The organism is Bradyrhizobium sp. AZCC 1693, from assembly GCF_036924745.1.
GTDB lineage: Bacteria > Pseudomonadota > Alphaproteobacteria > Rhizobiales > Xanthobacteraceae > Bradyrhizobium.
Genome location: NZ_JAZHSD010000001.1, coordinates 5,902,397 through 5,924,820, shown reverse-complemented (window position 1 = coordinate 5,924,820; position 22,424 = coordinate 5,902,397). Strand labels below are relative to the sequence as shown.

Below are 22,424 nucleotides of genomic sequence, written 5' to 3'. Positions count from 1 at the left end.
ACGACGTGAGGGCGTGTCCCATCATGACCGGAACAGCCGCGTATACTGCGTTTCGTGGCGCAGGCTGGCGAGATCGGCGCGGAAGGTGACGCTTCCGAGATCGTCGAGCGAAGCCGTGAGCGCGCGGCTGGCGGTGGCGGCGACTTCGGCTTCGAGGCTTGCGAGAATGCGCTGGCTGTCGGTTTGCCCGAGCGGCACCAGCCGGGCGCCGGCGGAAATCCAGTTCGACACCACGGCATGCAGGAAAGCGTGCATCGCCGGCGCCAGCGGAACGGCGTGCGCCGCGCTGACGATTCCGACCGCGACGGGATAAACCATAGCCCCGCCGCAAGCGGCGATCATGCCGTCGAGCCCGTCGCAGGCCCAGGCCGAGCGTGCGATCTCGATGAAGGCGCGGCCCTGCGTCGAGGTCTCGAGCTGGCGCTCGCGCGAGGGCACGAACGCGGCCGCGAGTTCGGCAATCTCGCACAAGGCGATCTCGTCCCGCGCCGATGCGGCGCGATGCGCCTGCGCCAGGAACACAGCGTCGCAGAAGCCCGAGCCATCGCCGAGCATCGCGGCCAGCCAGTCGCGCAGCGACGCGGCACCCGTGATGTCGCCCGCCTCCACCGCCCATTCGATGCCGCTGGAATAGGAGAAGGCGCCGACCGGAAAGGATGGCGACAGCCAGGTCATCATCCGGTACAGCGCCGCCGCCTCATCCGCATTCATTCCGCTGCCCGCCTCGCTCGGCGCGGGCTCACTTGTGGTCATGAGCATGGGAGTGATCGTGGTGGTGATGATCGTGGTCGCAATGTTCGTCGTGGTGATGGTGGTGGTGGTCATGATGATGGTCATCACCGTGGTGATCGTGATCACTGTGATGATCGTGACCGCCGTGATGATGATGGCCATGATCATGCGCGGCATGATCATGCGCCGCCTGCGCGTACGCCCCGCCCTCAGGATCGAACGGCGCCTCGATCTCGATGATGCGCGCGCCCAGACCTTTCACCATCGCCTCGATGACGTGATCCCTGCGGATACGCAGGCCTTTCGGCATGATCTGGGTCGGCAGATGGCGGTTGCCGAGATGCCAAGCGACCCGGACCAGATGCAGCGGATCGGCGCCCCTGATCTCGACCAGCGGCTCGGCGGCCGCGACCACCTCGATCAGCCTTCCGTCTTCCAGCACCAGCGCGTCGCCACCGCGCAGCGCAACGGCGTTCTCCAGATCGAGCAGGAATTCCAGCCCACGCGTGCCCGTCATCGCCATCCGCCGCCGATGACGATCATCGAAATCGAGCACGACGGTATCGGCTGCCGATTGCGTCCAGCGGTGCTGGCCGAGGACTTGCGTCGCGCGGATCATAAGAGCCCTATATTTTGACGCGTTTTCTTCACGCGAACCGGTTCCCACTTCGCTTGAAAACGCTTTGTTCAGAACTTCTCCACCTTGCCGTCGCTGATGATCTCGATCACTGTCGGCGCCGTCTTCATCTGCGAGGAATATTCCCGCCACACCTTCATATGGGGCGCGCGGCCATGCGCGTTGAGGTCGTCGCGGGTCTCCCAGCGCTCCACCACCACATACAGGTTGGGATCATTCACGCTGACATGGCCGTCATAGGAGATGCAGCCCTTCTCCTTGAGCGTTTCGGCGGTACAGGCCTTGTGCCCCTTGATGAAGTCATCCTTGTTTTCCGGCTTCATCGGCGTGGTGGCGATGACGTAGATCATGAGTTTTATCCCTTGTTTTTCTTGATTAGCGGACGTCGACCTTTTCGGGCGTGATCACTTCGATCTTCGGCGGCGCCGACATGCATTTCACGGCGACCCGGCCGAACGTCTTCATGTGTTCGGCGCCACGATGCGGCACCAGCGCTTCGGCATTTTCCCACTGCTCGACGAACACCATCTTGGAGGGATCGGTGACGCTTTCATGCAGATCATAGGCGATGTTGCCCGGCTCTTTCCGGGTTTCCTTGATGCAGGCAGTGGCCGCCGCAATGAATTCGGCGCGCGTTTCAGGCTTCACGGTCAGCGTGGCAACGACGTAAATCACTAGATCCTCCCGGACTTTTGTTTGGCTTGAGTTCCGGAAACGACCTTAGAACAGGAAATACCTCTGCGCCATGGGCAGGACCTCGGCCGGCGCGCATGTCAGAAGCTCGCCGTCTGCGCGCACCTCATAGGTCTCGGCGTCCACCTCGATTTTCGGCGTGGCGCCGTTATGGATCATGCTCTTCTTGGAGATGCCGCCGCGGGTGTTTTTCACTGGGTAAAGCTTCTTTTCGATGCCGAGCTTGCGCGCCAACCCGCCGGTAATCGCAGCCTTCGAGGTGAACACCACCGAAGACGCTGTCAGCGATTTGCCGTAGGCGGCGAACATCGGCCGGTAATGCACCGGCTGCGGCGTCGGGATCGAGGCGTTCGGGTCGCCCATGGGGGCCGCCACGATCGAGCCGCCCTTAATGATGCAATCCGGCTTCACGCCGAAGAAGGCCGGCGACCACAGCACGAGGTCGGCGAGCTTGCCTTTCTCTACTGACCCTATCAGCTTCGACACGCCATGCGCGATCGATGGGTTGATGGTGTATTTCGAGATGTAGCGCTTGACGCGGAAATTATCGTTGTCGTTGCCCTTATCCTCGGGAAGCGAGCCTCTTTGTTTTTTCATCTTGTCTGCGGTCTGCCAGGTACGGATGATGACTTCGCCGAGCCGGCCCATCGCCTGCGAGTCCGACGACATCATCGAGAGCGCGCCGAGATCATGCAAAATGTCTTCGGCCGCGATGGTTTCTTTCCGGATACGGCTTTCGGCAAACGCCAGGTCTTCGGCAATCGAGGGATCGAGGTGGTGGCACACCATCAGCATGTCCAGATGCTCGTCGATGGTGTTGCGCGTGAAGGGACGCGTCGGGTTGGTCGAGGACGGCAGCACGTTCTTCAGGCCGGCAATTTTAATGATATCGGGCGCGTGGCCGCCGCCGGCGCCTTCGGTGTGGAAGGCGTGGATGGTGCGGCCTTTGAAGGCCTTTACGGTATCCTCGACGAAGCCGGATTCGTTCAATGTGTCGGAATGCAGCATCACCTGGATGTCGTAATCGTCGGCGACGCTGAGACAATTGTCGATGGCCGATGGCGTGGTGCCCCAATCCTCGTGCAGCTTCAGCGCGCAGGCGCCGCCCTTGATCATCTCGACCAGCGCGGCGGGGCGCGACGCGTTGCCCTTGCCTGATATGCCGAGATTGACCGGGAAGGCGTCGAACGATTGGATCATCCTTCCCATATGCCAGGGGCCGGGCGTGCAGGTGGTCGCAAAGGTGCCGTGCGAGGGGCCGGTGCCGCCGCCGAGCATCGAGGTGACGCCAGACATCAGCGCGTGCTCGATTTGCTGCGGGCAGATGAAATGGATGTGGCTGTCGAAACCGCCGGCGGTGAGGATCTTGCCTTCGCCCGCTATCACGTCGGTCCCGGGGCCGATGATGATGGTCACACCCGGCTGGATATCGGGATTGCCGGCCTTGCCGATCGCCGCGATCATGCCTTCCTTGATCGCGACGTCGGCCTTCACGATGCCCCAGTGATCGACGATCAGCGCATTGGTGATGACGGTATCGGCCGCGCCCTGCCTGTTCGTCACCTGCGACTGCCCCATGCCGTCGCGGATCACCTTGCCGCCGCCGAACTTCACCTCCTCGCCATAGGTGGTGAAATCTTTTTCAACCTCGATGATGAGGTCGGTGTCGGCGAGCCGCACCTTGTCGCCGGTGGTCGGCCCGAACATGTCGGCATAGACGGAACGTTTGATTTTTACGCTCATAGTTTCCCCTGCACCTCGCCGCGAAAACCGTAGATGACGCGCTTGCCGGCCAGCGCCACGAGTTGCACGTCGCGGGTCTGGCCGGGCTCGAAGCGCACGGCGGTGCCGGCGGCGATGTCGAGCCGCATGCCGCGGGATTTCTTGCGGTCGAATTTCAGCGCGGGATTGGTTTCGAAGAAATGGTAGTGCGAGCCGACCTGGATCGGGCGGTCGCCGGTGTTGGCGACGGTGAGTGTCACTGTCTTGCGGCCGGCATTGAGTTCGATGTCGCCGTCCTTGATGAAGCGTTCGCCGGGGATCATTTTTGTTACCTCGCAATACACCACGGCGTCATGGCCGGGCTTGTCCCGGCCATCCACGTCTTGGCACCGGGCACGAAGGGCGTGGATGCCCGGGTCAAGCCCGGGCATGACGAAGAACTAGAGAGCTTCGCGCGTCTCATCGGATCGGCTCATGGACGGTGACGAGTTTTGTGCCATCCGGAAACGTCGCCTCGACCTGGATGTCATGGATCATCTCCGGGATGCCGTCCATGCACTGCGCGCGGGTGATGACCTGCGCGCCTGATTGCATCAACTCGGCCACCGTGCGGCCGTCGCGCGCGCCCTCGACGATGAAGTCGGAGATGATGGCGATCGCCTCGGGGTGGTTGAGCTTGACGCCGCGCTCGAGCCTGCGGCGCGCCACCATGGCCGCCATCGAGATCAAGAGCTTGTCCTTTTCGCGGGGAGAGAGATTCATGCGGGCACTCGGGTGGTTGAAGACTAGTTGAGCCATAGCCGGGGTAGCGCCACGCCGCTGGCGCGGCCGAGCACAGCCATCATATCGGCGCGGAGCCGGGCCGCATCTTGGGCACAGAAACGGGCCATTGCAAATCCATTCCATGAGGAGATGCCGACCTCGCCGCCGAACGTCCCGCACGCTTCGCGGATCCGCTGCACCAGCGCCTCATCGCCGGGCACGATCAGCGCGGTGCCGATGGCGACGCCGCCGTTGGCAATCGCCGGCCGCGCCAGCTTTTCGCCGATGTCGCCGTCGAGCCGGACGGTTTCCGCGAACACGAGCTTTCCGCCGCGGCGCAGGCGCCAGCGGTCGATGAACTCGCCGTGCAGCATCTTTTCGCCCATTGCCGCGCGGCCGAACACCACAATTTCGCAGAGCAGGAGTGAAGCGTCTTCGGCAAGGTCGATATCGATGCGCCTGACAATTCGCGCGCGGTCGAACAGGATAGTCTCCTGCGGCAACCAGGCGAGGTGTGCGCCGCTCTTTGCCTTCAGGGCGATGCTGAGCTGGGCAGCTGCACCCGGCGCGCGATAGACCTTCTCGGCAGCCGCCGTCGTCAGCGTCAGCCGCGTCCCTTCGCCTGCCGCGATATCGATATCGAAACGGTCGCCTCCGGCAATGCCGCCAGCCGTGTTGACGAACACACCCGACAGCCCCTCTTGCTCAGGGGAAGGAAAACGCACGCGCAGCGAGCCGGATTCATGCAAGTCGCCGCGGCGGGTGACGCCATCCTGCAGATGCACGCCGAACCTGACCGCGCCCTGGGCGCGGTTGGCCGCGAACGTCGCTGAACTCGCGCGCGTGCTATCGGTCCGCATCCCACCCCCAAACGCAACGCCCGATACGGCCTTACAGCGCCATCTGGCGGCTGATCTCGGCGGGATCGAGGTTGGCGCGGTCGCAGGCATATTTCACCGCGCCGCGGTCCATGACCGCAAAATTGTCGCCGAGCTCGCAGGCAAAGTCGAGATATTGTTCGACCAGCACGATCGCCATGTTGCCGAGGCTGCGCAGATAGGTGATGGCGCGGCCGATGTCCTTGATGATCGAGGGCTGGATGCCTTCGGTCGGCTCATCAAGCAGCAACAATTTCGGCCGCATCACCAGCGCGCGGCCGATCGCCAATTGTTGTTGCTGCCCGCCGGAGAGGTCGCCGCCGCGCCGTCCCAGCATCGAATTGAGCACCGGAAACAGCGAGAACACGTCGTCCGGGATGTGGCGGTCTTCACGCTTGAGCGGGCCAAAACCGGTCTTGAGATTTTCCTCCACCGTCAGCAGCGGAAAGATCTCGCGGCCCTGCGGCACGAAGCCGATGCCGCGCCGGGCGCGCTCGTAAGGTTTGAGACCGGTGATGTCGTTACCATCGAGCGTGATCGACCCGCCCGCGATCGGGTATTGGCCGACCATCGCGCGGAGCAGCGAGGTCTTGCCGACGCCGTTGCGGCCGAGCACGCATGTCACCTTGCCGGGCTCGGCGGACAGCGAGACGCCGCGCAGCGCCTGCGCTGCGCCATAGTAGAGGCTGATATTGTCGACCTTCAGCATGGATCAGCGCCCCAGATACACTTCAATCACCCGCTCGTTCGACGAGACCTGATCGATGGTCCCTTCCGCCAGCACCGTGCCTTCATGCAGGCAGGTGACCTTGACACCAAGTTCGCGCACGAAGGTCATGTCGTGCTCGACCACCATGACCGTCTTTTCCTTGTTGATTTCCTTGAGCAGCTCCGCGGTCTGATGCGTCTCGACGTCGGTCATTCCGGCGACCGGCTCGTCGACCAGGAGCAGCTTTGGATCCTGCGCCAGCAGCATGCCAATTTCGAGCCACTGCTTCTGGCCGTGCGACAGGCTTCCGGCCAATCTATTGCGCGCGTCGGTCAGGCGGATGGTTTCCAGCACGCGCTCGATCCGCTCGGATTCGTCCCGGCTGCCGCGCCAGAACAGCGTGCCCTTGACGCTGTGGTCGACATTGAGCGCCAGCAGCAGATTGTCCTCGATGGTCTGGCTCTCGAACACCGTCGGCTTCTGGAACTTTCGGCCGATGCCGAGTTCGGCGATGCGGGTCTCGTCGAGCCGCGTCAGGTCGGTGATGCCGTCGAACAGCACCGTGCCCTCGTCCGGCCGGGTCTTGCCGGTGATGATGTCCATCATCGTGGTCTTGCCGGCACCATTCGGGCCGATGATGGCGCGCATCTCGCCGGGCTCGAGCGTCAGCGACAGGTTGTTGATGGCGTGAAAGCCGTCGAACGAGACGTGCACGCCGTCGAGATAGAGCAGCGCGGAAGTGGTCCTTCCCTCCATGACACTCATGCGCTCACTCCGCCGGTTTCGGTTCGCCGACACCGTCTTCGAGATCGGCGCTTTCGGCGTTGGCCTTTTCGGTTTCCTTGCGAGACTCGCGCCACGCCGTGAAGGTGCCGACGATGCCCTTCGGCAGCAGCAGCGTCACCAGGATGAACAGCGCGCCCAGCATGAACAGCCAGTACGGCGCCAGCGGGCCCGAGGTAAAGTATGTTTTGGCGTAGTTGACGACGACGGCGCCGAGCGCGGCTCCCACCAGCGTGCCGCGGCCGCCGACGGCGACCCAGATCACCGCTTCGATGGAATTGCCCGGCGCGAATTCGGATGGGTTGATGATGCCGACCTGCGGGACATAGAGCGCGCCGGCGACGCCGGCCATGCAGGCGGACAGCGTGAACACGAACAGCTTGTAGGATTCGACGCGGTAGCCGAGGAAGCGCGTGCGGGATTCGGCGTCGCGGATCGCGATCAAGACCTTGCCGAGTTTCGAGGTCACCACCGCCCGGCAGATCAGGAAGGCCAGGATCAGCGCCAGACAACTCAGCGCGAACAACGCCGCGCGGGTGCCGTCGGCCTGCACGTTGAAGCCAAGGATGTCCTTGAAGTCGGTCAGGCCGTTGTTGCCGCCGAACCCGAAATCGTTGCGGAAGAACGCCAGCAGCAACGCGTAGGTCATCGCCTGCGTGATGATCGACAGATAGACGCCGGTGACGCGCGATCGAAACGCCAGCCAGCCGAAGCAGAACGCCAGCAGGCCCGGCACCACAAGAACCATCAGCGCCGCGAACCAGAACATGTCGAAGCCGTACCAATACCATGGCAGGCTTGGATAGTTCAGGAACACCATGAAATCGGGCAGGATCGGATTGCCGTAGACGCCGCGGCTGCCGATCTGGCGCATCAGGTACATGCCCATCGCGTAGCCGCCGAGCGCGAAGAACGCGCCGTGGCCGAGCGAGAGAATGCCGCAATAGCCCCAGATCAAATCGATCGAGAGCGCGAGAATGGCGTAGCAGGCGTATTTCCCGAACAGCGCGACCAGATAGGTCGGCACCTGTAGCGCCGAACCGGCCGGCAGCAGCAGGTTGGACAGCGGGATCAGCACGCCGAGGCCTGCGACCACCAGAATGAAGATGGAAGCGCTGCGATCGAGCGAGCGCGTCAACACATGCGGCGTCATGCTTCCACCGCCCGGCCCTTGAGCGCGAACAGGCCGCGCGGCCGCTTCTGGATGAACAGGATGATCAGCACCAGAATGGCGATCTTGCCGAGCACGGCGCCGGCCACCGGCTCCAGGAACTTGTTGGCGATGCCGAGCGTAAACGCGCCGACCAGCGTGCCCCAGAGATTGCCGACGCCGCCGAACACGACGACCATGAAGCTGTCGATGATGTAGCTCTGGCCGAGGTTGGGGCTGACATTATCGATCTGCGACAGCGCCACGCCGGCAATCCCGGCGATGCCGGAGCCGAGGCCGAAGGTGAGCGCATCGACGCGCGAAGTGGCGATGCCCATCGAGGCCGCCATGCGGCGATTTTGAGTGACCGCGCGCATCTCGAGCCCGAGCGCCGTGTAGCGCAGCATGGCGAGCAGGATGACGAAGACGGCCAGCGTGAAGCAGAGGATCCAGAGACGGTTATAGGTGATGGTGATCTGCCCGAGCTCGAACGCGCCGCTCATCCAGGACGGATTGCCGACCTCGCGGTTGGTCGGACCGAACATGGTGCGCACGGCCTGTTGCAGCACCAGCGAGAGGCCCCAGGTCGCGAGCAGGGTTTCCAGCGGGCGGCCATAGAGGAAGCGGATGATGCCGCGTTCGATCAGGACGCCGATCGCCCCGGCCACCAGAAAGGCCAGAGGGACCGCAATCAACAGCGAATAGTCGAACAGGCCGGGATAGCGGGTGCGAATGACTTCCTGCACCACGAAAGTGGTGTAGGCGCCGATCATCACCATCTCGCCATGGGCCATGTTGATGACCCCCATGACGCCGAAGGTGATGGCAAGGCCAATCGCGGCCAGCAGGAGCACCGAGCCAAGCGACAGGCCGTACCAGGCGTTCTGCACCATCGACCACATGGCGAGATTGCTCTGGATTGAGGCGATCGCGCTTGCCGCGGCACGCGCGACATTGGGCGGCACGTCGCTGCCCAGGCCGGTCAACAGCGCCATCGCTTCCTGGTCGCCCTTCGCCTTGACGATGGCGACGGCCTCTAACTTTTCCACCTCGGTCGCATCGGCCTTGTAGAGCAGGATGGCGGCGCGGGCCTCGGTGAAGGCTGCCTTGGCGCCCTTGTTGGTCTCCTTGGCGAGCGCGCCATCGATCACGGCAAGCGCGTTCTCGTCGTGGCTCTTGAAGACCGACTGCGCGGCCGCGATCCGCTTGGCGGGATCGGGCGAAAGCAGCGTCAGGCCACCGAGCGCTGCCTCTACGGCGCGGCGAAGGCGGTTGTTGAGGCGGACGGCGGCGGCATTGTCGGGCAGCTTGTCGATGGCGGCGCCGGTTGCGGCATCGATGATCTTGCCGTCGCTCCCGGTCACGAAAACCTTCTTGGTATCGGGATCGGCCGACAGCCGTCCGTCCTGCAGCGCGCTGATGATGGGAAAGGCCAGCGGATTGCCCGAGACAGCGACCGCGCCGATCGCCTCGTCGGTATCGGAGAAATCGTCATTGGCGAATTTGGCGACCGCATGCTCGAACGGACCCGCCAGCGCCGGCACGGCGAAAGCTGCGGTCAGGAGGATTGCGAGCAGAACCGCGCGAATACGGTCGAGGAAACTGGCAGACACAATACGACCCCGGCAGGAGTGGGGAGAAGGCGGCGGCACCGCCGCCTTCTCCTATCTTGTAGTTCAAGTTCTCTTGGAAGTTTCTTGTTTTACGTCAGGTCGATCAGATCCTGTCGGATCAGATCGAGATCAGGAGCCCTGACCGCCGCACTTGTTGGTCTTGGTGTTGTAGTTGCCGCACTTCTTGCCGACCCAGTCGCCGATCAGGTCCTTGGAGCCTTCGAGCTCCTTCGACCACGCATCGCCAGCCACCAGGCCCGGGGTCTTCCACACCACGTCGAACTGGCCGTTGGCTTTGATTTCGCCAATGAACACCGGCTTGGTGATGTGATGGTTCGGCAGCATCTTGGAGGTGCCGCCGGTCAGGTTCTTGGCTTCGATGCCGGGCAGCGCGTCGATCACCTTGTCGGCGTCGGTCGACTTCACCTTCTCGACCGCCTTGACCCACATTTCGAAGCCGATGACGTGGGCTTCCATCGGATCGTTGGTCACGCGCTTCGGATTCTTGGTGTAGGCCTGCCAGGCCTTGATGAACTTCTCGTTGCCCGGATCCTTGATCGACTGGAAGTAGTTCCAGGCGGCGAGATGGCCGAGCAGCGGCTTGGTGTCGATGCCGGCGAGTTCTTCTTCACCGACCGAGAACGCGACAACCGGAATGTCGGTCGCCTTGATGCCCTGGTTGCCGAGCTCCTTGTAGAAGGGAACGTTGGCGTCGCCGTTGATGGTGGAGACAACAGCCGTCTTCTTGCCGGCCGAGCCGAACTTCTTGATGTCGGCCACGATCGTCTGCCAGTCACTATGACCAAACGGCGTGTAGTTGATCATGATGTCTTCCTGCTTGACGCCCTTCGACTTCAAGTAGGCTTCGAGGATCTTGTTGGTGGTGCGCGGATAGACGTAGTCGGTGCCGGCCAGCACCCAGCGCTTCACCTTCTCGTCCTTCATCAGGTAGTCGACCGCGGGGATCGCCTGCTGGTTCGGCGCCGCACCGGTGTAGAACACGTTGCGCTCGCTCTCCTCACGCCTCGTACTGCACGGGGTAGAACAGGATCGAGTTCAGCTCCTTGAATACCGGCAGCACGGACTTGCGCGACACCGAGGTCCAGCAGCCGAACACGACCGAGACCTTGTCCTTGGTGATCAGCTCGCGCGCCTTTTCGGCGAACAGCGGCCAGTTCGAGGCGGGGTCGACCACGACGGCCTCGAGCTTCTTGCCGAGCACGCCGCCCTTCTTGTTCTGCTCGTCGATCAGGAAGAGAACGGTATCCTTCAGCGTGGTTTCGCTGATGGCCATGGTGCCGGACAGCGAATGCAGGACGCCGACCTTAATGGTGTCGTCAGCAGCCTTGGCGTTTGAAAATGCAGCCAGGCCCAAAACCAGGCCGGCGGTGGCCGCCAGCCAGCGACGGCGGCTCATCGTCGTTATATCGTGAGTCAATTGAGTAAGCATGAGGTGTCATCTCCCTGACGCAGACGTTAAACGCGCTGCGAACGGCCCCACGGCCGCCTGCGTTAACGGAATCGCAAGAACCATGCCATTGGCCGAAAACGGGATAAGCCCATATAATCGCTTTGGAATCCCAAGCGCGCGGAAACCAGCGGCGGCAAATTTGCTTATTTTTTAGACTGCGGAAATGTATGCTTTGGCGGCAAACTATCTATTTTTTGTGCAAATGCCGCAATTTGGCTAATTTCTTGCACGAATTTTGGTCGTTTGGATTTCTAACGGGCGCTACCACCGGGGCCTGGCTGACCGGTTTCCTTAACCGCACGGAGGACATGCGCGGAATTCACCTTGAAAGCGCCGCGCTTGTGCTCCATATGATCTGCGTGACCTAGAGAATCATCAGGTCCTTGCGAGCCGCGTGTTCTGAGCCCGTTCAACGGTTTCTGGCTTGCCCCTTTTCAGCTAGCACAACCGACGCCCCAAACACGCGGGTGTCTCAGACACCCTCGCGCGCACCTGGCCATCGAAGCCGGGCGCCTGCCTTTTTTAATGGAAAGAACCCTCGTTTGACCTCCTTTCAGGATTTCGGCCTCGCCGATCCCATCTCGCGTGCACTCAAGGAAGAAAATTACCACACGCCCACGCCCATCCAGGCCCAGACCATCCCCCTCGCAATGACCGGCCGTGACGTCGTCGGCATCGCCCAGACCGGCACCGGCAAGACCGCAGCCTTCGCGCTGCCGATCCTGCACCGCATTCTGGAAAACCGCATCCGGCCGCAGCCCAAGACCTGCCGCGTGCTGGTGCTCTCGCCGACCCGCGAATTGTCCGGCCAGATCCTCGACAGCTTCAACGCCTATGGCCGCCACATCCGCCTGAGCTCAGCGCTGGCGATCGGCGGCGTGCCGATGGGCCGTCAGGTCCGTTCGGTGATGCAGGGCGTCGAGGTCATGGTGGCGACCCCCGGCCGCCTGCTCGATCTCGTGCAGAGCAACGGGCTGAAGCTTAACCAGGTCGAGTTCCTCGTGCTCGACGAAGCCGACCGCATGCTCGACATGGGCTTCATCAACGACATCCGCAAAGTCGTCGCCAAGCTGCCGATCAAGCGCCAGACGCTGTTCTTCTCGGCCACCATGCCGAAGGATATCGCGGAACTCGCCGAAGCCATGCTGCGCGACCCCGCCCGCGTGGCGGTGACGCCGGTGGCCTCGACGGTGGAGCGCATCACCCAGCGCATCATCCAGGTCGATTTCTCGGCCAAATCGGGCGTGCTGGCGCAGATCCTCAAGCAGGAAACGGTTGACCGCGCGCTGGTGTTTACCCGCACCAAGCACGGCGCCGACAAGGTCGTGAAGACGCTGGCCAAGGCCGGCATCGACGCCAACGCCATTCACGGCAACAAGTCGCAAAACCACCGCGAGCGTGTGCTGGCGGCGTTCCGCACCGGCGAGATCCGCACCCTGGTGGCGACAGACATTGCCGCCCGCGGCATCGACGTCGACGGCATCAGCCATGTGGTGAATTTCGATCTGCCCAACATCCCGGAAACCTATGTCCACCGCATCGGCCGCACCGCGCGCGCCGGCGCCGAAGGCGTTGCGATCTCGCTGATCGCGGGCGCCGAGGAGATGGGTTATCTGCGCGACATCGAGCGGCTGATCCGCATCACGCTGCCGCGGGAAGACCGTCGCACGCCCGGCAGCCGCGACGCCGCGCCGGCCCCCGCGCAACGCCCTGCACAGCAGCACAGGGGTGGACGGTCCGCCCCGCGTGCCCACACCGCCCGGTCCCAGGACTCCAGAGGACATGACTCCAGAGGACATGACTCCAGAGGACATGACTCCAGAGGTCATGAATCCCGTGGGCATGAAACCCGGGGACATGAATCGGCACCGGGATCAAAAGGCCCTCGCCGACCCCGCCGCGGTGGTGGTAATAATGCCGCGCCGCAGCCGAACCGGCACGAACAGCCGCGTCCGGCGCAGCAGGCCGGCAAGAGCCGAGGCGGGAAAAGTGAGGGCATTCAGGGCGTCGCCTTCTTGCATCGCGAGAGCCGTCCGAATACTCAACCCAACCGTACCCACCGACCGCAGCGCTAAGCCTCGATCGACCTGGAGACCACCATGGCTAAAGAAGAGCTGATCCAGTTCGAAGGACTGGTGACCGAAATCCTCCCCGACGCGCGCTACCGCGTGCAGCTCGACGCCGGACACGAAATTGTTGCCTACACCGCCGGAAAGATGAAGAAGAACCGGATCAAGACGCTGGCAGGCGATCGGGTAACGATCGAAATGTCGCCCTACGATCTGGAGAAGGGTCGCCTGATCTTCCGTCACAAGGACGAGCGTCCCAGTACAGGAGCCCCGCGTAGCGGGCCGCCGCGCGGCGGCCAGTTCCGCCGCCGGTAAACGCGCCGTTAACACCTGCCGAACCGCGCCCGATACGCCCATGTCGTGCGCGGTCGCGGCCGGCTGGCCGGCCGAATCAAAAAATCGTGCACGTCAGGATTGTTTTGAACACTACTATCGAATAATATTAGCCATCGATTTTCGGCCGGACGACATTAGCTATCCACCGGTACAGCCGGTTTAGACGCTGACGACCCTTCCAAAAATTCGATCTCACCAGCCCATCGAAGGGTGGGCTACGACTTGTATATCTGAGAAGGGACTACCCCCGTGAGCATGGGAACCGTGAAGTGGTTTAACGCAACCAAGGGCTATGGCTTCATCCAGCCGGATGACGGCGGCAATGACGTGTTCGTGCACATCAGCGCTGTCGAGCGTGCCGGCCTCGGAACGTTGCGTGAAGGCCAGAAGATCTCCTACGAAATCGTGGCAGATCGCCGCTCTGGCAAATCTTCGGCCGACAATCTGCGCGCCGCCGGATAAGCGATTTTTCGGGACGCCGCGACAGCGTCCCGGAGAACCGCCACTGAATAACCAAAAGGCCGCTCCCATGGCGCGGCCTTTTTTTCAGTTGGCGATGCGAGCGATTGGCTCTCGGCCGAAGAACTCGCAAGCGTCACGGCTTCACTGAGCCCTCGTAGTAAACAGATCGTAACCCATGGTCCTGAAATCTGGGTCCTGAAATCGGTCGCATCCGGAATCAGCCTGTTTTTCGATGATCGGATTAAGGGGCACTTAGGGGAGGCCGGGCTACGATCGCGCGCTTTTGGATAGCCAGGGGGCGCGCGTGCCATTTCATCTTCAGCAGTATGTTTCCGGTTTCTGCCGCGATCGACGCGGCAACGTCGCGATCATTTTTACGATCGCGGCGATCCCCTTGATATCCGCCATTGGTTGCGCGGTGGATTACTCGCTCGCGACCAGAATGAAGACCAAAATGCAAACCGCGGCCGACGCAGCGAGCATTGCCGCGCTTTCGCAGAAGTCGCCCGGCTTTGTCGCGGCCTCGGTCATGACAGGCAACGGCACGGTCACCGACGGTGTTAACGATGCCATTAATGTTTTTGACGCCAACATGAACGGGATCACCGGCTATCAAAATCTGGTTCGCAGCAGCACCGTTACGAAGACCGGAATCAAGCTCGCTGCAAGCGTCACGTACACGGCCGACGTATCGACAACCTTCCTGAAAGTGATCGGGTATCAGAAACTGACGGTAACGGGCACTTCAAGTTCGGCCGCCACGTTGCCGCCGTATCTTGATTTTTATCTGACGCTGGACGTCTCGGGGTCGATGGGCCTGCCGTCGACCCCCGCCGAGCAGACGCGGTTGGGCAAGATCAACCCGGATAACTGGGTCCAATACCGCACCGCCTCCGGCGTCAGCTGCACCCTGGCCTGCCATTTTTCGCCGAAAAACAGCGCGTGCGTCGATCCGCCCGTCACTTCCCCTACCGCTCCGCCTGCCAATCCCCCTACCACTACCAGTTCGTATACCCAGCAATACAATACGAATGGTTATTGCATGGGCTATATCTATTCGCGCCTCGGCCAGACCGCGCTAAATAACCTCATCAATGCGAACTCGGTCACGGGCGCACTGAAGCAGAAGCCCGGCTTGCCGACCACAATGCTTCCCGACCTGAATAACTCGGTTACTCCCGGCACGCCGAATTCGCTGATTAAGGGAAACTCCAAAAGCCGGCCGGACAGCCTGACGGCGGTTTCATCCTGCCCGACCGATGGCACCGACGACTGCATCCAGTTGCGCCTCGACGCGGTCGGCTACGCCGTGAACCAGTTGTTCGTTACCGCGAACGCCTCCATGAAGGTTTCCAATCAGTTTAGGATCGGGCTCTACCCGTTCATTCGGTACCTCTACTCCTATTTTCCTCTGACCAGCAGCATCAACAACTCTACCACCACCTCCGGCACCATCAACTATGCCGCCGCGAACCTTGCCACGTTGCTTGACACAAATATGAGTACAGACCTTGGCTCCGGCGGCACGCATATCGATACCGCGCTTACTTCGGTCAACGGCCTCATCTCCGGCGGCAGCGGCGCCGTCGGCGACGGCAGCACGCCGACCACCCCGCAGCCTTACGTCTTCCTTGTCACCGACGGCGCACAAGTCCCCCAGGTGAAAGGCGTTCCCAACGGTTCCTGGTCGGGCAGCAACCACGCTACCACGATTGATAAACAGAACACCCTGGCGACCGTTCCCCAATGCGAAACTCTCAAGGGCCGCGGCGTCATCGTTTCCGTGCTCTATATTCCCTATCAACCGGTCTCACCCGTGGTTACGACCTTTGCCGGCGACGAAGACACCTATGCCAACAACAACATTCCGTATATTCCGGCCAGCCTGCAGAAATGCGCGTCGCCCGGCTTCTTCTACACCGCGAACACGCCCGCCGATATCGCCGCGGCGCTGAACGCCATGTTCAACCACGCGCTGCAGACCGCGCATATTACGAACTGACCTGGAAGGCGGCGCGGACGCCGCCTTGACGCAAACACCGAGCCTCAGAAGCCCCGGAGCGATCCGGGGCTTTTTATTGACCGGCGCACAAGGGTAATAGCGTGATTGCGCGCGGCCCGACGGCGTGGACCGGCAAGACCACCGGACGAACCGCGGAGACGCCAAGCGTTGATTAAAATTCGCCCAGAACTACGGATGGCCCGCGAGGCCGGCGTTTCTTCTTCGCGCTCTGTCTTAAGGCGGCAGGTGTGCAGAAGGACCACGATGAGATCGGTTTGTCCGTTCTGCAGCCGGCACAAGCTGGCGCTAAATCGAGGAATTCCGGGTAGCTCGCGCGCAATAGATCATGATCCGATTGGATTGAATCGGATCATGATCTAATATCTTTGTGGATGATCTCCCGACGAACGCTTCGCGTTTGTCCCGAGCGAAAACCGGTTCCCGCTTTTGCGCTAACGCGGCCCTGCGGATCCGGATCATGCTCCAGCAGCCAAAGTCCCACGATGGTGCTGGGGCGAGGTGCCTTGTGTCATTGGTGGAGAGTTTGAACGCATCCCGCAAAAATGTAATGCTGCTGTTCAGGCCGCGTTCCAATGCAGCGGATCAGCCGCCCTTACCCGAAGCCCGAACCAGTGCGACACCGCAAATGCAGCGTCGATCCTCCTCCAGGAGAAGGCCGTGGTGAGCGAAGGTTTGTCTGGGACTGCGCCCGTTACGACTCCGGACAGCTACTCGTCTGATATAGAACACAGAGCGCCAGGCGCGGACGTGTGAAGGCGGCATCCCTAAAGGTAATGCCAGTGCTCGCCAGCACATAGCCGACTGTCGGCGTATACTTGTAACTGACCTCGCTCCAGATCACGTATGTCCCCTTGGCCTTGGCCACGACAAGACCTGGCGGCAGCACGACAACATCACCCATATTATGAGGCGCCGCCGCCGCGATTGCGACATTGCCTGATGTATCGATCGTCAACCCCTTGCTCCACTGAACCCGAGCGACAGCCGTCGTTTTATCGACGTAAACCTCCGTGATCGAGAATATCAACGGCGATGGCGGATAGGGTGTCATGATCGCCTTTGCCGCTTGACCAAAATTGATGAGATCGGCATCAACCACACTCACCGACTGGGATGTCAGATCGGAAAGCGTCCGCGCCACCTGGGTGGCCTTGCGATCCACGGAAATAGCCGACGATAACTCGACCACGCCGAAGTACATCACCACCATCATCGGAAAGACGAAGGCAAACTCGACCGCTGCGAGACCGCTGCGATCATTCAACAGATCGCGTACACGAAGTGACATCTTCTGCATCGGGGATACCATCATCGCATCACGGCTCTACATGAAAAGCGGCGGTCGCAGCGAGCAGCCGCTTGCCGCCGTTGAGATTTGAAATGTTGTAGCCGAGTTGGGTCACGAACAGCGGCCATTCATAGAAGGCGCGAACCACGACGGTATTGGGAGAGCCGGATGGCGGCAGAGAATATGCGAAAGGTCCGGTCAGGCTTCCACTGACGATCGGATCGGTAATCGTGATCGCAGTGCCTGGGGTAAAGACCTTCACATCCACAGTAATGTTCGCCAGAGCGCCGTTGCAGTTGAACAGCACCTTGATGCGATTGCAGAGATCGGTTTTGAACGCAGTTTCGGTCATGCCGCTGTCCTGAGCCTGATGCGTGAGCATCAGCCGCGCGCTGTCCTGCGTTCCCTGCTCCAGAAGCTGGCCTGCGAAAAACACAATGGCCGTCTCGAGAATCGCAAACAGCGTGACGAAGAACAACGGCGCAATCAGCGCGAACTCGACGGCGGCCGAACCCCGGCGGTTGCGGCGAAATCGGTTCAGCGCCTTTCGAACAGAGACTGTTGCAACAGCGGGTGACGACATCGAAAATCCCCAGACGGCAGCGGTTATCCGCCTGCAAGAACTACCTGAAAGTGATTGTGGAAGTGTTTCGTCGAACCGAAGCAGAGCGGCCCGGCCCGCTAACCGGGCATTAACTGTCTTCAGAGGGCTTCATGCAGGCCGAGATTCGCGGACAGGATAAGGTGCTGGACGCGCCGACAAGCTTCCGCCGAGCCGTCGGCGAAGAACCGGCTGGGTGTTTTGAGCAAGGCGGAAAACGGTTCGCGTGGAGAACACGTCGGAACAAAAACCGGAGCTTCGGTTCTGATTCGATCAGAACCGAAAGCGGTCAGTTTGCCGATTTATTTCCGGCGCTGCTGGCTTGACCGCTGAGAGAACCGGCCTGGTCCATCACCGATCTGAAGTAGGCCTCCCCGTCGCCAAGGGTGACGCGGCGCTGGCAGATCGGCATGCAGCTATAGGACTCGCGCTCGACGCCGCGGTAGACGGTGACGAGCTGATCGGTCGGGCCTTCGACCTGAATCTGGCGGTCCACCAGCACCTCGCCGTTGCGGTCCATGGCGATGAAATTGGTCGCGCCGTAGCCCTTGCCGGTGACGACGATGATGCCGCCGCTCTGCAAGGTCACGTCCGCAATCAGCGGGTTTCCAACCACGATGGTGGAGACCTTGGCAGGGAGCTTCACGAGCTTTGCCTGATCGACATAGACGGCGATACGGTCGGGATCGGACGCGGCCAGGCAGACCGCCGGCCACAGCAGGATTCCGGCAACGAGGAAACGCAATCCAAAACGCGCGCCTGCGCGAATACGCTGGAACTTGAACGACATACTTTACCCCGGGGCATCAACAAGCCGGCAATGGCGATACGCAGCGGAACCGGCGCCCGACACGGTGAATCTGACGACAATTCATGAACAAAGGGCAAATGGACCTCGAAATGGCGGCAAGAAATCCGCCGCCAGCATGTTTAATTACCCATGAATCTCCGTGCGACCGCGGGTTTGTCGCGGGGGAAAACGGCAGCCAGATTTTCATGCGCTATTTGCGGAACGGATAGGCCAGCTGTCCGATGATTTCGCGGGGAAACGAAGGCTGATCGTCCAGGCCATACTGGTCCGGCAGTGCGCCTCCCGGCATCCGGAAGGTCCCAAACAGGATGTCCCAGAGCGGAAAGGTGCCCGCAAAATTGGTGTCGCCGCCTTCCGCGCGGGAGGTGTGGTGCCAGCGGTGAAACACCGGCGTCGCCAGGACGTATTTGAACGGACCCAGCGTCCAGTTGAGGTTGGCGTGAACGAACGCCGAATGGAAGATGTTGAACGGGCCGAGCCAGAGCATCGCGCCCGGCGAAATCCCGGCCATCAGCAGCGCGACGTCGACCCCGATGGTGCCCAACAGCAGGTTGACGGGGTGAAAGCGCGCCGCCGAGATCCAGTCCACATCCTGCGACGAATGATGGATGGCGTGGTATTTCCAGAAGCCGCCGCCATGGAACATGCGGTGCAGCCAGTACATCATGAAATCGGCTGCGACCAGGAACAGGATCGCCTGCAGCCACAATGGCAGGCTCGACAGCGGGCCATGGCCGGTGTCGTAGAACGCGATCAGTTCGTCGGCGTCGCGAATTCCAAACAAGAGGGCGGCGCCCAGCACCAATAACCCGATGCGGAACACGCGCGCGAACAGCGGCACCATAAACCAGTAGCAGACGTCGGTGACGAGCTCGCGCTTGCGCCACCAGGGCCTGCCGGGGTTGCAGGCCCAGAAATGCGCCAGCACCGAGAACACGAGCGCCAGCGCGATCGTGACCGGCACCACCTTGGCCAAGGTCTGGCCGAGCATTTCGACGACTTCGGTCGGCAGGTTCATGCGGCCCGCGTACCAGAGTCCCGGCCCGCACGCCAGTTCGCGATCCGAAGAACGGCCGGATCAGCGGGCCGTGCGCACGTGCAGCACGGCGTTGCCGTCAGCGTAGGCGCGCCGCCAGCCGCCGATATGATCGAGCATGCCGACCGCAGGCGTAGACGGCGTCAGCAGCACGGCGTCGATGTCCCATTTATTGAGGAGGTCGAGGAACCCGTTGACGTCCTTGAGCTGCATGGCGCGGTAAAAGGCCATGTCGAACGCTTCGCCGTAGAGCTCGGCGCGCCCGTCGACGAATACGGGGATCTGCCGCCAGATCAGATAGCCGCCGAACGGGAGATCGTTGAGAACCCGTTTGGAATTATGCGCCTTCAGCGCATCGACGGCCGCCGCCGGCGACTGACTTTCGGGCGGTGCAAAATTGGTTCTGGCCGCCAGCAGCCATGTCCAGCCGCCGAGCAGGACCAGGACCACCGCCATCACAGGCATCGAGGCGCCAGTTCGGGCGAGCCAGGCCGGCCGCAGCGCAAACTGCGACGCCACCGGCGCCAGCACCACGAGCGGCAGCAGCAGCGCGAAGATCTCGAGATTTCTGACATGCGACAGCGCCATGTGCAGCAGGCCCAGCGCCAGCGCGATCCGCGGCGGCGTGAGCTTGACGCCGCTGTAGAGCGTGCCGGCGATCAGCGTGAGGATAACAATCTCGAACCCGCTGAACTTGCCGAAGTCCGCCGGCATCCATTCATAGATCAGACGCAGGAGCTCTCCGAGACCGAGGATCTTGCGTGCGGCGAGAATCGATCCCCACCCGTAAGGCGTGGCGCAGCAGGCTATCAGCGCGCCGATGCCGAACGCCGCCCAGCGCAGCACGACCGACCTTCGCTGTGCGTGATCCGCATTCCACAGCGCGTCGATTGCGAACGCGCCGACCAGCACCAGGCCGAACACGAATCCGCCGTGCAGGTTCGCCCACAACGCGATCAACGGCAGCAGCCACGGCGACGGCGCCTGGCCGCGCTCGCTCGCCAACATCAGCCCGTTCGCCCACGCCAGCATGATCGGCAGCACCAGCACATGCGGGCGCGCCAGAAAATGTCCCATCGAAAGCGACATCACCACCATCGCGACGGCGACCGCATAGGCCGCCGGGATGCGGCGGCCTAGAATGTGAGTGAACAGTGCGAATGTCGCGGCGATGCTGCCCGCAGCGAGAACCACCGGCCCGGCCCAGCCCGCCAGATTGTAGCTCGTCGCATAAAGCACCTGCGCCAGCCAGGACGACGACGTCCACGGCTCTCCCGCCTTGGTGAAGGAATAGGTATCGACGCGCGGCAACGCGTTGTGATCGAGGATCCACTGGCCCACCGCAATCTGCCAGTAGGTGTCGGAATCGTTCAGAAGCGCCTGTCCGCCGACCAGCACCAGTGCATAGACGCCAATTCCAAGCCAGAGCCATGACGGAACGTCGGCAAGGCTGAAGGCTTTCTCCCGCTGGATCGCTCCGGCTTCAGTGCTCATGCGAAACTGCCGGTCCGACTATTGACGGAATGGATAGGCCAACTGCCCACCGATCTCGGTCGGGATCTCCTGATCGTCCACACCGTAATCGTCAGGCAGCCGGTTCTCCGGCATGCGGAACGTGCCGAACAGGATGTCCCAGAGCGGAAAGGTGCCCGCGAAATTGGTATTGCCGCCCTCTTCGAGCGAGGTGTGATGCCAGCGGTGGAAGACCGGCGTGGCGAGCACGTATTTGAACGGCCCCAACGTCCAGCTCAGGTTGGCGTGAACGAAAGCGGAGTGGAAGGTCGTGAACGGCCCGACCCACAGCATGATGTTGGGAGAAATGCCCGCCATCAGCAGGATGACGTCGACCAAAATCGTTCCGACGAACAGGTTGACGGGATGAAACCGCGCCGCGGAGATCCACTCGAGATCTTCCGAGGAGTGATGGATGGCGTGATATTTCCAGAAGCCGCCACCGTGAAACATGCGGTGCAGCCAGTACAGCATGAAGTCGGACGCAACGAGGAACAAGATCGCCTGAACCCAGAGCGGAAGCTGCGACATCGGCCCATGACCATTGTCGTAGAATGCGATCAGTTCGTCGGGATCGTGAATGTTGAAGACGATGGCAGCGCCGAGCACCAAAAGCCCAATGCGCAAGATGCGCGCAAATACCGGCACGAAGAACCAGTAGCAGATGTCGGTGATGAGTTCGCGCTTGCGCCACCAAGGCTTGCCCGGATTGCAGGCCCAGAAATGCGAGAGTACCGCGAACACAAGGCCGAGCACGATCGTGATCGGAACGACCTTCGCCATCGTCTGGCCTATTACCTCGATGACTTCCATTGGCAGAGTGGACATGGCGGCCTCGTTCAATCGGAGGCGTCAGGAGTATCTGCTCGCGCTTAAGGAGCCGTGAATCAAAGGGGTCGATCGACACAGCGCGCGGGCACGACGAACGGCCTCCGCAGTCGGCTTGCATTTACCCGGATGCCTTAATGCGGTGTTTACTGTGCTCAAGAACAGCAAGTTCCAAGCATTTTTGCACGGTCGAATTAACTGCGTCGAAATTGTCGCACCCTAGGGTCACGCCATGGTCACGGTGCTGAGAACGCCGGCAAGACCAAACTTAAGTTCGACCAGCCACGTGTGTACACAGGAGTTATCAT

General features: G+C 61.8%; 23 protein-coding genes and 1 pseudogene. 5 read left to right on the top strand and 19 right to left on the bottom strand.

Annotation, left to right across the window (positions count from 1 at the left end; genetic code table 11):
• Nucleotides 1-21: 21 nt before the first annotated feature.
• From V1293_RS28035 to urtA, 13 genes and pseudogenes are all read right to left on the bottom strand, one after another.
• Nucleotides 22-759 (bottom strand): urease accessory protein UreF, encoded by a 738-nt coding sequence (locus V1293_RS28035; protein ID WP_334516943.1) that lies wholly within the window; start codon nt 757-759, stop codon nt 22-24.
• Nucleotides 740-1,351 carry an urease accessory protein UreE gene (locus V1293_RS28030; protein ID WP_334516941.1) on the bottom strand — a complete coding sequence of 204 codons (612 nt, stop codon included), beginning with the start codon at nt 1,349-1,351 and terminating at the stop codon, nt 740-742. The genes V1293_RS28035 and V1293_RS28030 overlap by 20 nt, the downstream gene beginning before the upstream one ends.
• Before the next feature lie 68 nt (nt 1,352-1,419).
• Complete coding sequence (locus V1293_RS28025) at nt 1,420-1,719, bottom strand: putative quinol monooxygenase (protein WP_212419428.1); 300 nt, start codon at nt 1,717-1,719, stop codon at nt 1,420-1,422.
• Nucleotides 1,720-1,744: 25 nt separating this feature from the next.
• Nucleotides 1,745-2,044: a putative quinol monooxygenase gene (locus tag V1293_RS28020; RefSeq protein ID WP_247519404.1), complete on the bottom strand. Its 300-nt coding sequence runs from the start codon at nt 2,042-2,044 to the stop codon at nt 1,745-1,747.
• 45 nt (nt 2,045-2,089) lie between these two features.
• Nucleotides 2,090-3,805 (bottom strand): urease subunit alpha, encoded by a 1,716-nt coding sequence (gene ureC / locus V1293_RS28015; protein ID WP_334513988.1) that lies wholly within the window; start codon nt 3,803-3,805, stop codon nt 2,090-2,092.
• Nucleotides 3,802-4,107: an urease subunit beta gene (locus tag V1293_RS28010; RefSeq protein ID WP_334516939.1), complete on the bottom strand. Its 306-nt coding sequence runs from the start codon at nt 4,105-4,107 to the stop codon at nt 3,802-3,804. Before V1293_RS28010 ends, ureC begins: the two co-directional genes overlap by 4 nt.
• 136 nt (nt 4,108-4,243) lie before the next feature.
• A complete protein-coding gene (locus V1293_RS28005) occupies nt 4,244-4,546 on the bottom strand; it encodes an urease subunit gamma (protein ID WP_025588283.1) in 303 nt (100 codons plus the stop codon).
• 23 nt (nt 4,547-4,569) lie between these two features.
• On the bottom strand, nt 4,570-5,406 hold the full coding sequence (locus tag V1293_RS28000; RefSeq protein ID WP_334513986.1) for an urease accessory protein UreD: 837 nt from the start codon (nt 5,404-5,406) through the stop codon (nt 4,570-4,572).
• 31 nt (nt 5,407-5,437) lie between these two features.
• Nucleotides 5,438-6,133 (bottom strand): urea ABC transporter ATP-binding subunit UrtE, encoded by a 696-nt coding sequence (gene urtE, locus V1293_RS27995; protein ID WP_334513984.1) that lies wholly within the window; start codon nt 6,131-6,133, stop codon nt 5,438-5,440.
• A gap of 3 nt (nt 6,134-6,136) precedes the next feature.
• Nucleotides 6,137-6,898 carry an urea ABC transporter ATP-binding protein UrtD gene (urtD, locus tag V1293_RS27990; RefSeq protein ID WP_334513982.1) on the bottom strand — a complete coding sequence of 254 codons (762 nt, stop codon included), beginning with the start codon at nt 6,896-6,898 and terminating at the stop codon, nt 6,137-6,139.
• Between the two features lie 4 nt (nt 6,899-6,902).
• Nucleotides 6,903-8,069, bottom strand: a complete 1,167-nt coding sequence (urtC, locus tag V1293_RS27985; RefSeq protein WP_334513980.1) for an urea ABC transporter permease subunit UrtC — start codon at nt 8,067-8,069, stop codon at nt 6,903-6,905.
• Nucleotides 8,066-9,655, bottom strand: a complete 1,590-nt coding sequence (urtB, locus tag V1293_RS27980) for an urea ABC transporter permease subunit UrtB (RefSeq protein WP_442894376.1) — start codon at nt 9,653-9,655, stop codon at nt 8,066-8,068. The genes urtC and urtB overlap by 4 nt, the downstream gene beginning before the upstream one ends.
• Before the next feature lie 153 nt (nt 9,656-9,808).
• Nucleotides 9,809-11,129, bottom strand: a pseudogene (gene urtA / locus V1293_RS27975) (urea ABC transporter substrate-binding protein).
• Nucleotides 11,130-11,692: 563 nt separating this feature from the next.
• Here urtA and V1293_RS27970 point away from each other — a divergent pair.
• The 4 genes from V1293_RS27970 (at nt 11,693) to V1293_RS27955 (ending at nt 16,019) form a co-directional block, all read left to right on the top strand.
• A complete protein-coding gene (locus tag V1293_RS27970; protein WP_334513976.1) occupies nt 11,693-13,225 on the top strand; it encodes a DEAD/DEAH box helicase in 1,533 nt (510 codons plus the stop codon).
• 24 nt (nt 13,226-13,249) lie between these two features.
• Entirely contained in the window at nt 13,250-13,534 is a 285-nt protein-coding gene (gene infA / locus V1293_RS27965) for a translation initiation factor IF-1 (protein ID WP_057853167.1), read from the top strand.
• A gap of 270 nt (nt 13,535-13,804) precedes the next feature.
• On the top strand, nt 13,805-14,017 hold the full coding sequence (locus tag V1293_RS27960) for a cold-shock protein (protein WP_002714433.1): 213 nt from the start codon (nt 13,805-13,807) through the stop codon (nt 14,015-14,017).
• A gap of 304 nt (nt 14,018-14,321) precedes the next feature.
• The gene (locus V1293_RS27955; protein WP_334513975.1) at nt 14,322-16,019 is read left to right on the top strand and encodes a TadE/TadG family type IV pilus assembly protein; all 1,698 of its coding nucleotides are present in this window, start codon (nt 14,322-14,324) and stop codon (nt 16,017-16,019) included.
• 712 nt (nt 16,020-16,731) lie between these two features.
• Here V1293_RS27955 and V1293_RS27950 read toward each other — a convergent pair.
• Together V1293_RS27950 and V1293_RS27945 are read right to left on the bottom strand one after the other, a co-directional pair.
• Nucleotides 16,732-17,337 carry a TadE/TadG family type IV pilus assembly protein gene (locus V1293_RS27950; RefSeq protein ID WP_334513973.1) on the bottom strand — a complete coding sequence of 202 codons (606 nt, stop codon included), beginning with the start codon at nt 17,335-17,337 and terminating at the stop codon, nt 16,732-16,734.
• Between the two features lie 19 nt (nt 17,338-17,356).
• Nucleotides 17,357-17,911, bottom strand: a complete 555-nt coding sequence (locus V1293_RS27945) for a TadE/TadG family type IV pilus assembly protein (protein WP_334513970.1) — start codon at nt 17,909-17,911, stop codon at nt 17,357-17,359.
• 131 nt (nt 17,912-18,042) lie between these two features.
• Here V1293_RS27945 and V1293_RS27940 point away from each other — a divergent pair, with 131 nt between their 5' ends.
• A complete protein-coding gene (locus tag V1293_RS27940; protein WP_334513968.1) occupies nt 18,043-18,255 on the top strand; it encodes a hypothetical protein in 213 nt (70 codons plus the stop codon).
• On the opposite strand, the gene V1293_RS27935 is transcribed toward V1293_RS27940, so the two are convergent.
• The 4 genes from V1293_RS27935 to V1293_RS27920 all read right to left on the bottom strand — a co-directional run bounded on the left by V1293_RS27935 (nt 18,219) and on the right by V1293_RS27920 (nt 22,116).
• Nucleotides 18,219-18,719, bottom strand: coding sequence for a pilus assembly protein N-terminal domain-containing protein (locus V1293_RS27935; protein WP_334513966.1), 501 nt, complete (start codon nt 18,717-18,719; stop codon nt 18,219-18,221). The two genes, V1293_RS27940 and V1293_RS27935, sit on opposite strands and share 37 nt — an antisense overlap.
• 211 nt (nt 18,720-18,930) lie before the next feature.
• A complete protein-coding gene (locus V1293_RS27930; RefSeq protein WP_334513964.1) occupies nt 18,931-19,758 on the bottom strand; it encodes a sterol desaturase family protein in 828 nt (275 codons plus the stop codon).
• Between the two features lie 60 nt (nt 19,759-19,818).
• On the bottom strand, nt 19,819-21,270 hold the full coding sequence (locus V1293_RS27925) for a hypothetical protein (protein WP_334513962.1): 1,452 nt from the start codon (nt 21,268-21,270) through the stop codon (nt 19,819-19,821).
• Nucleotides 21,271-21,288: 18 nt separating this feature from the next.
• Nucleotides 21,289-22,116 carry a sterol desaturase family protein gene (locus V1293_RS27920; protein ID WP_334513960.1) on the bottom strand — a complete coding sequence of 276 codons (828 nt, stop codon included), beginning with the start codon at nt 22,114-22,116 and terminating at the stop codon, nt 21,289-21,291.
• Nucleotides 22,117-22,424 lie beyond the last annotated feature (308 nt).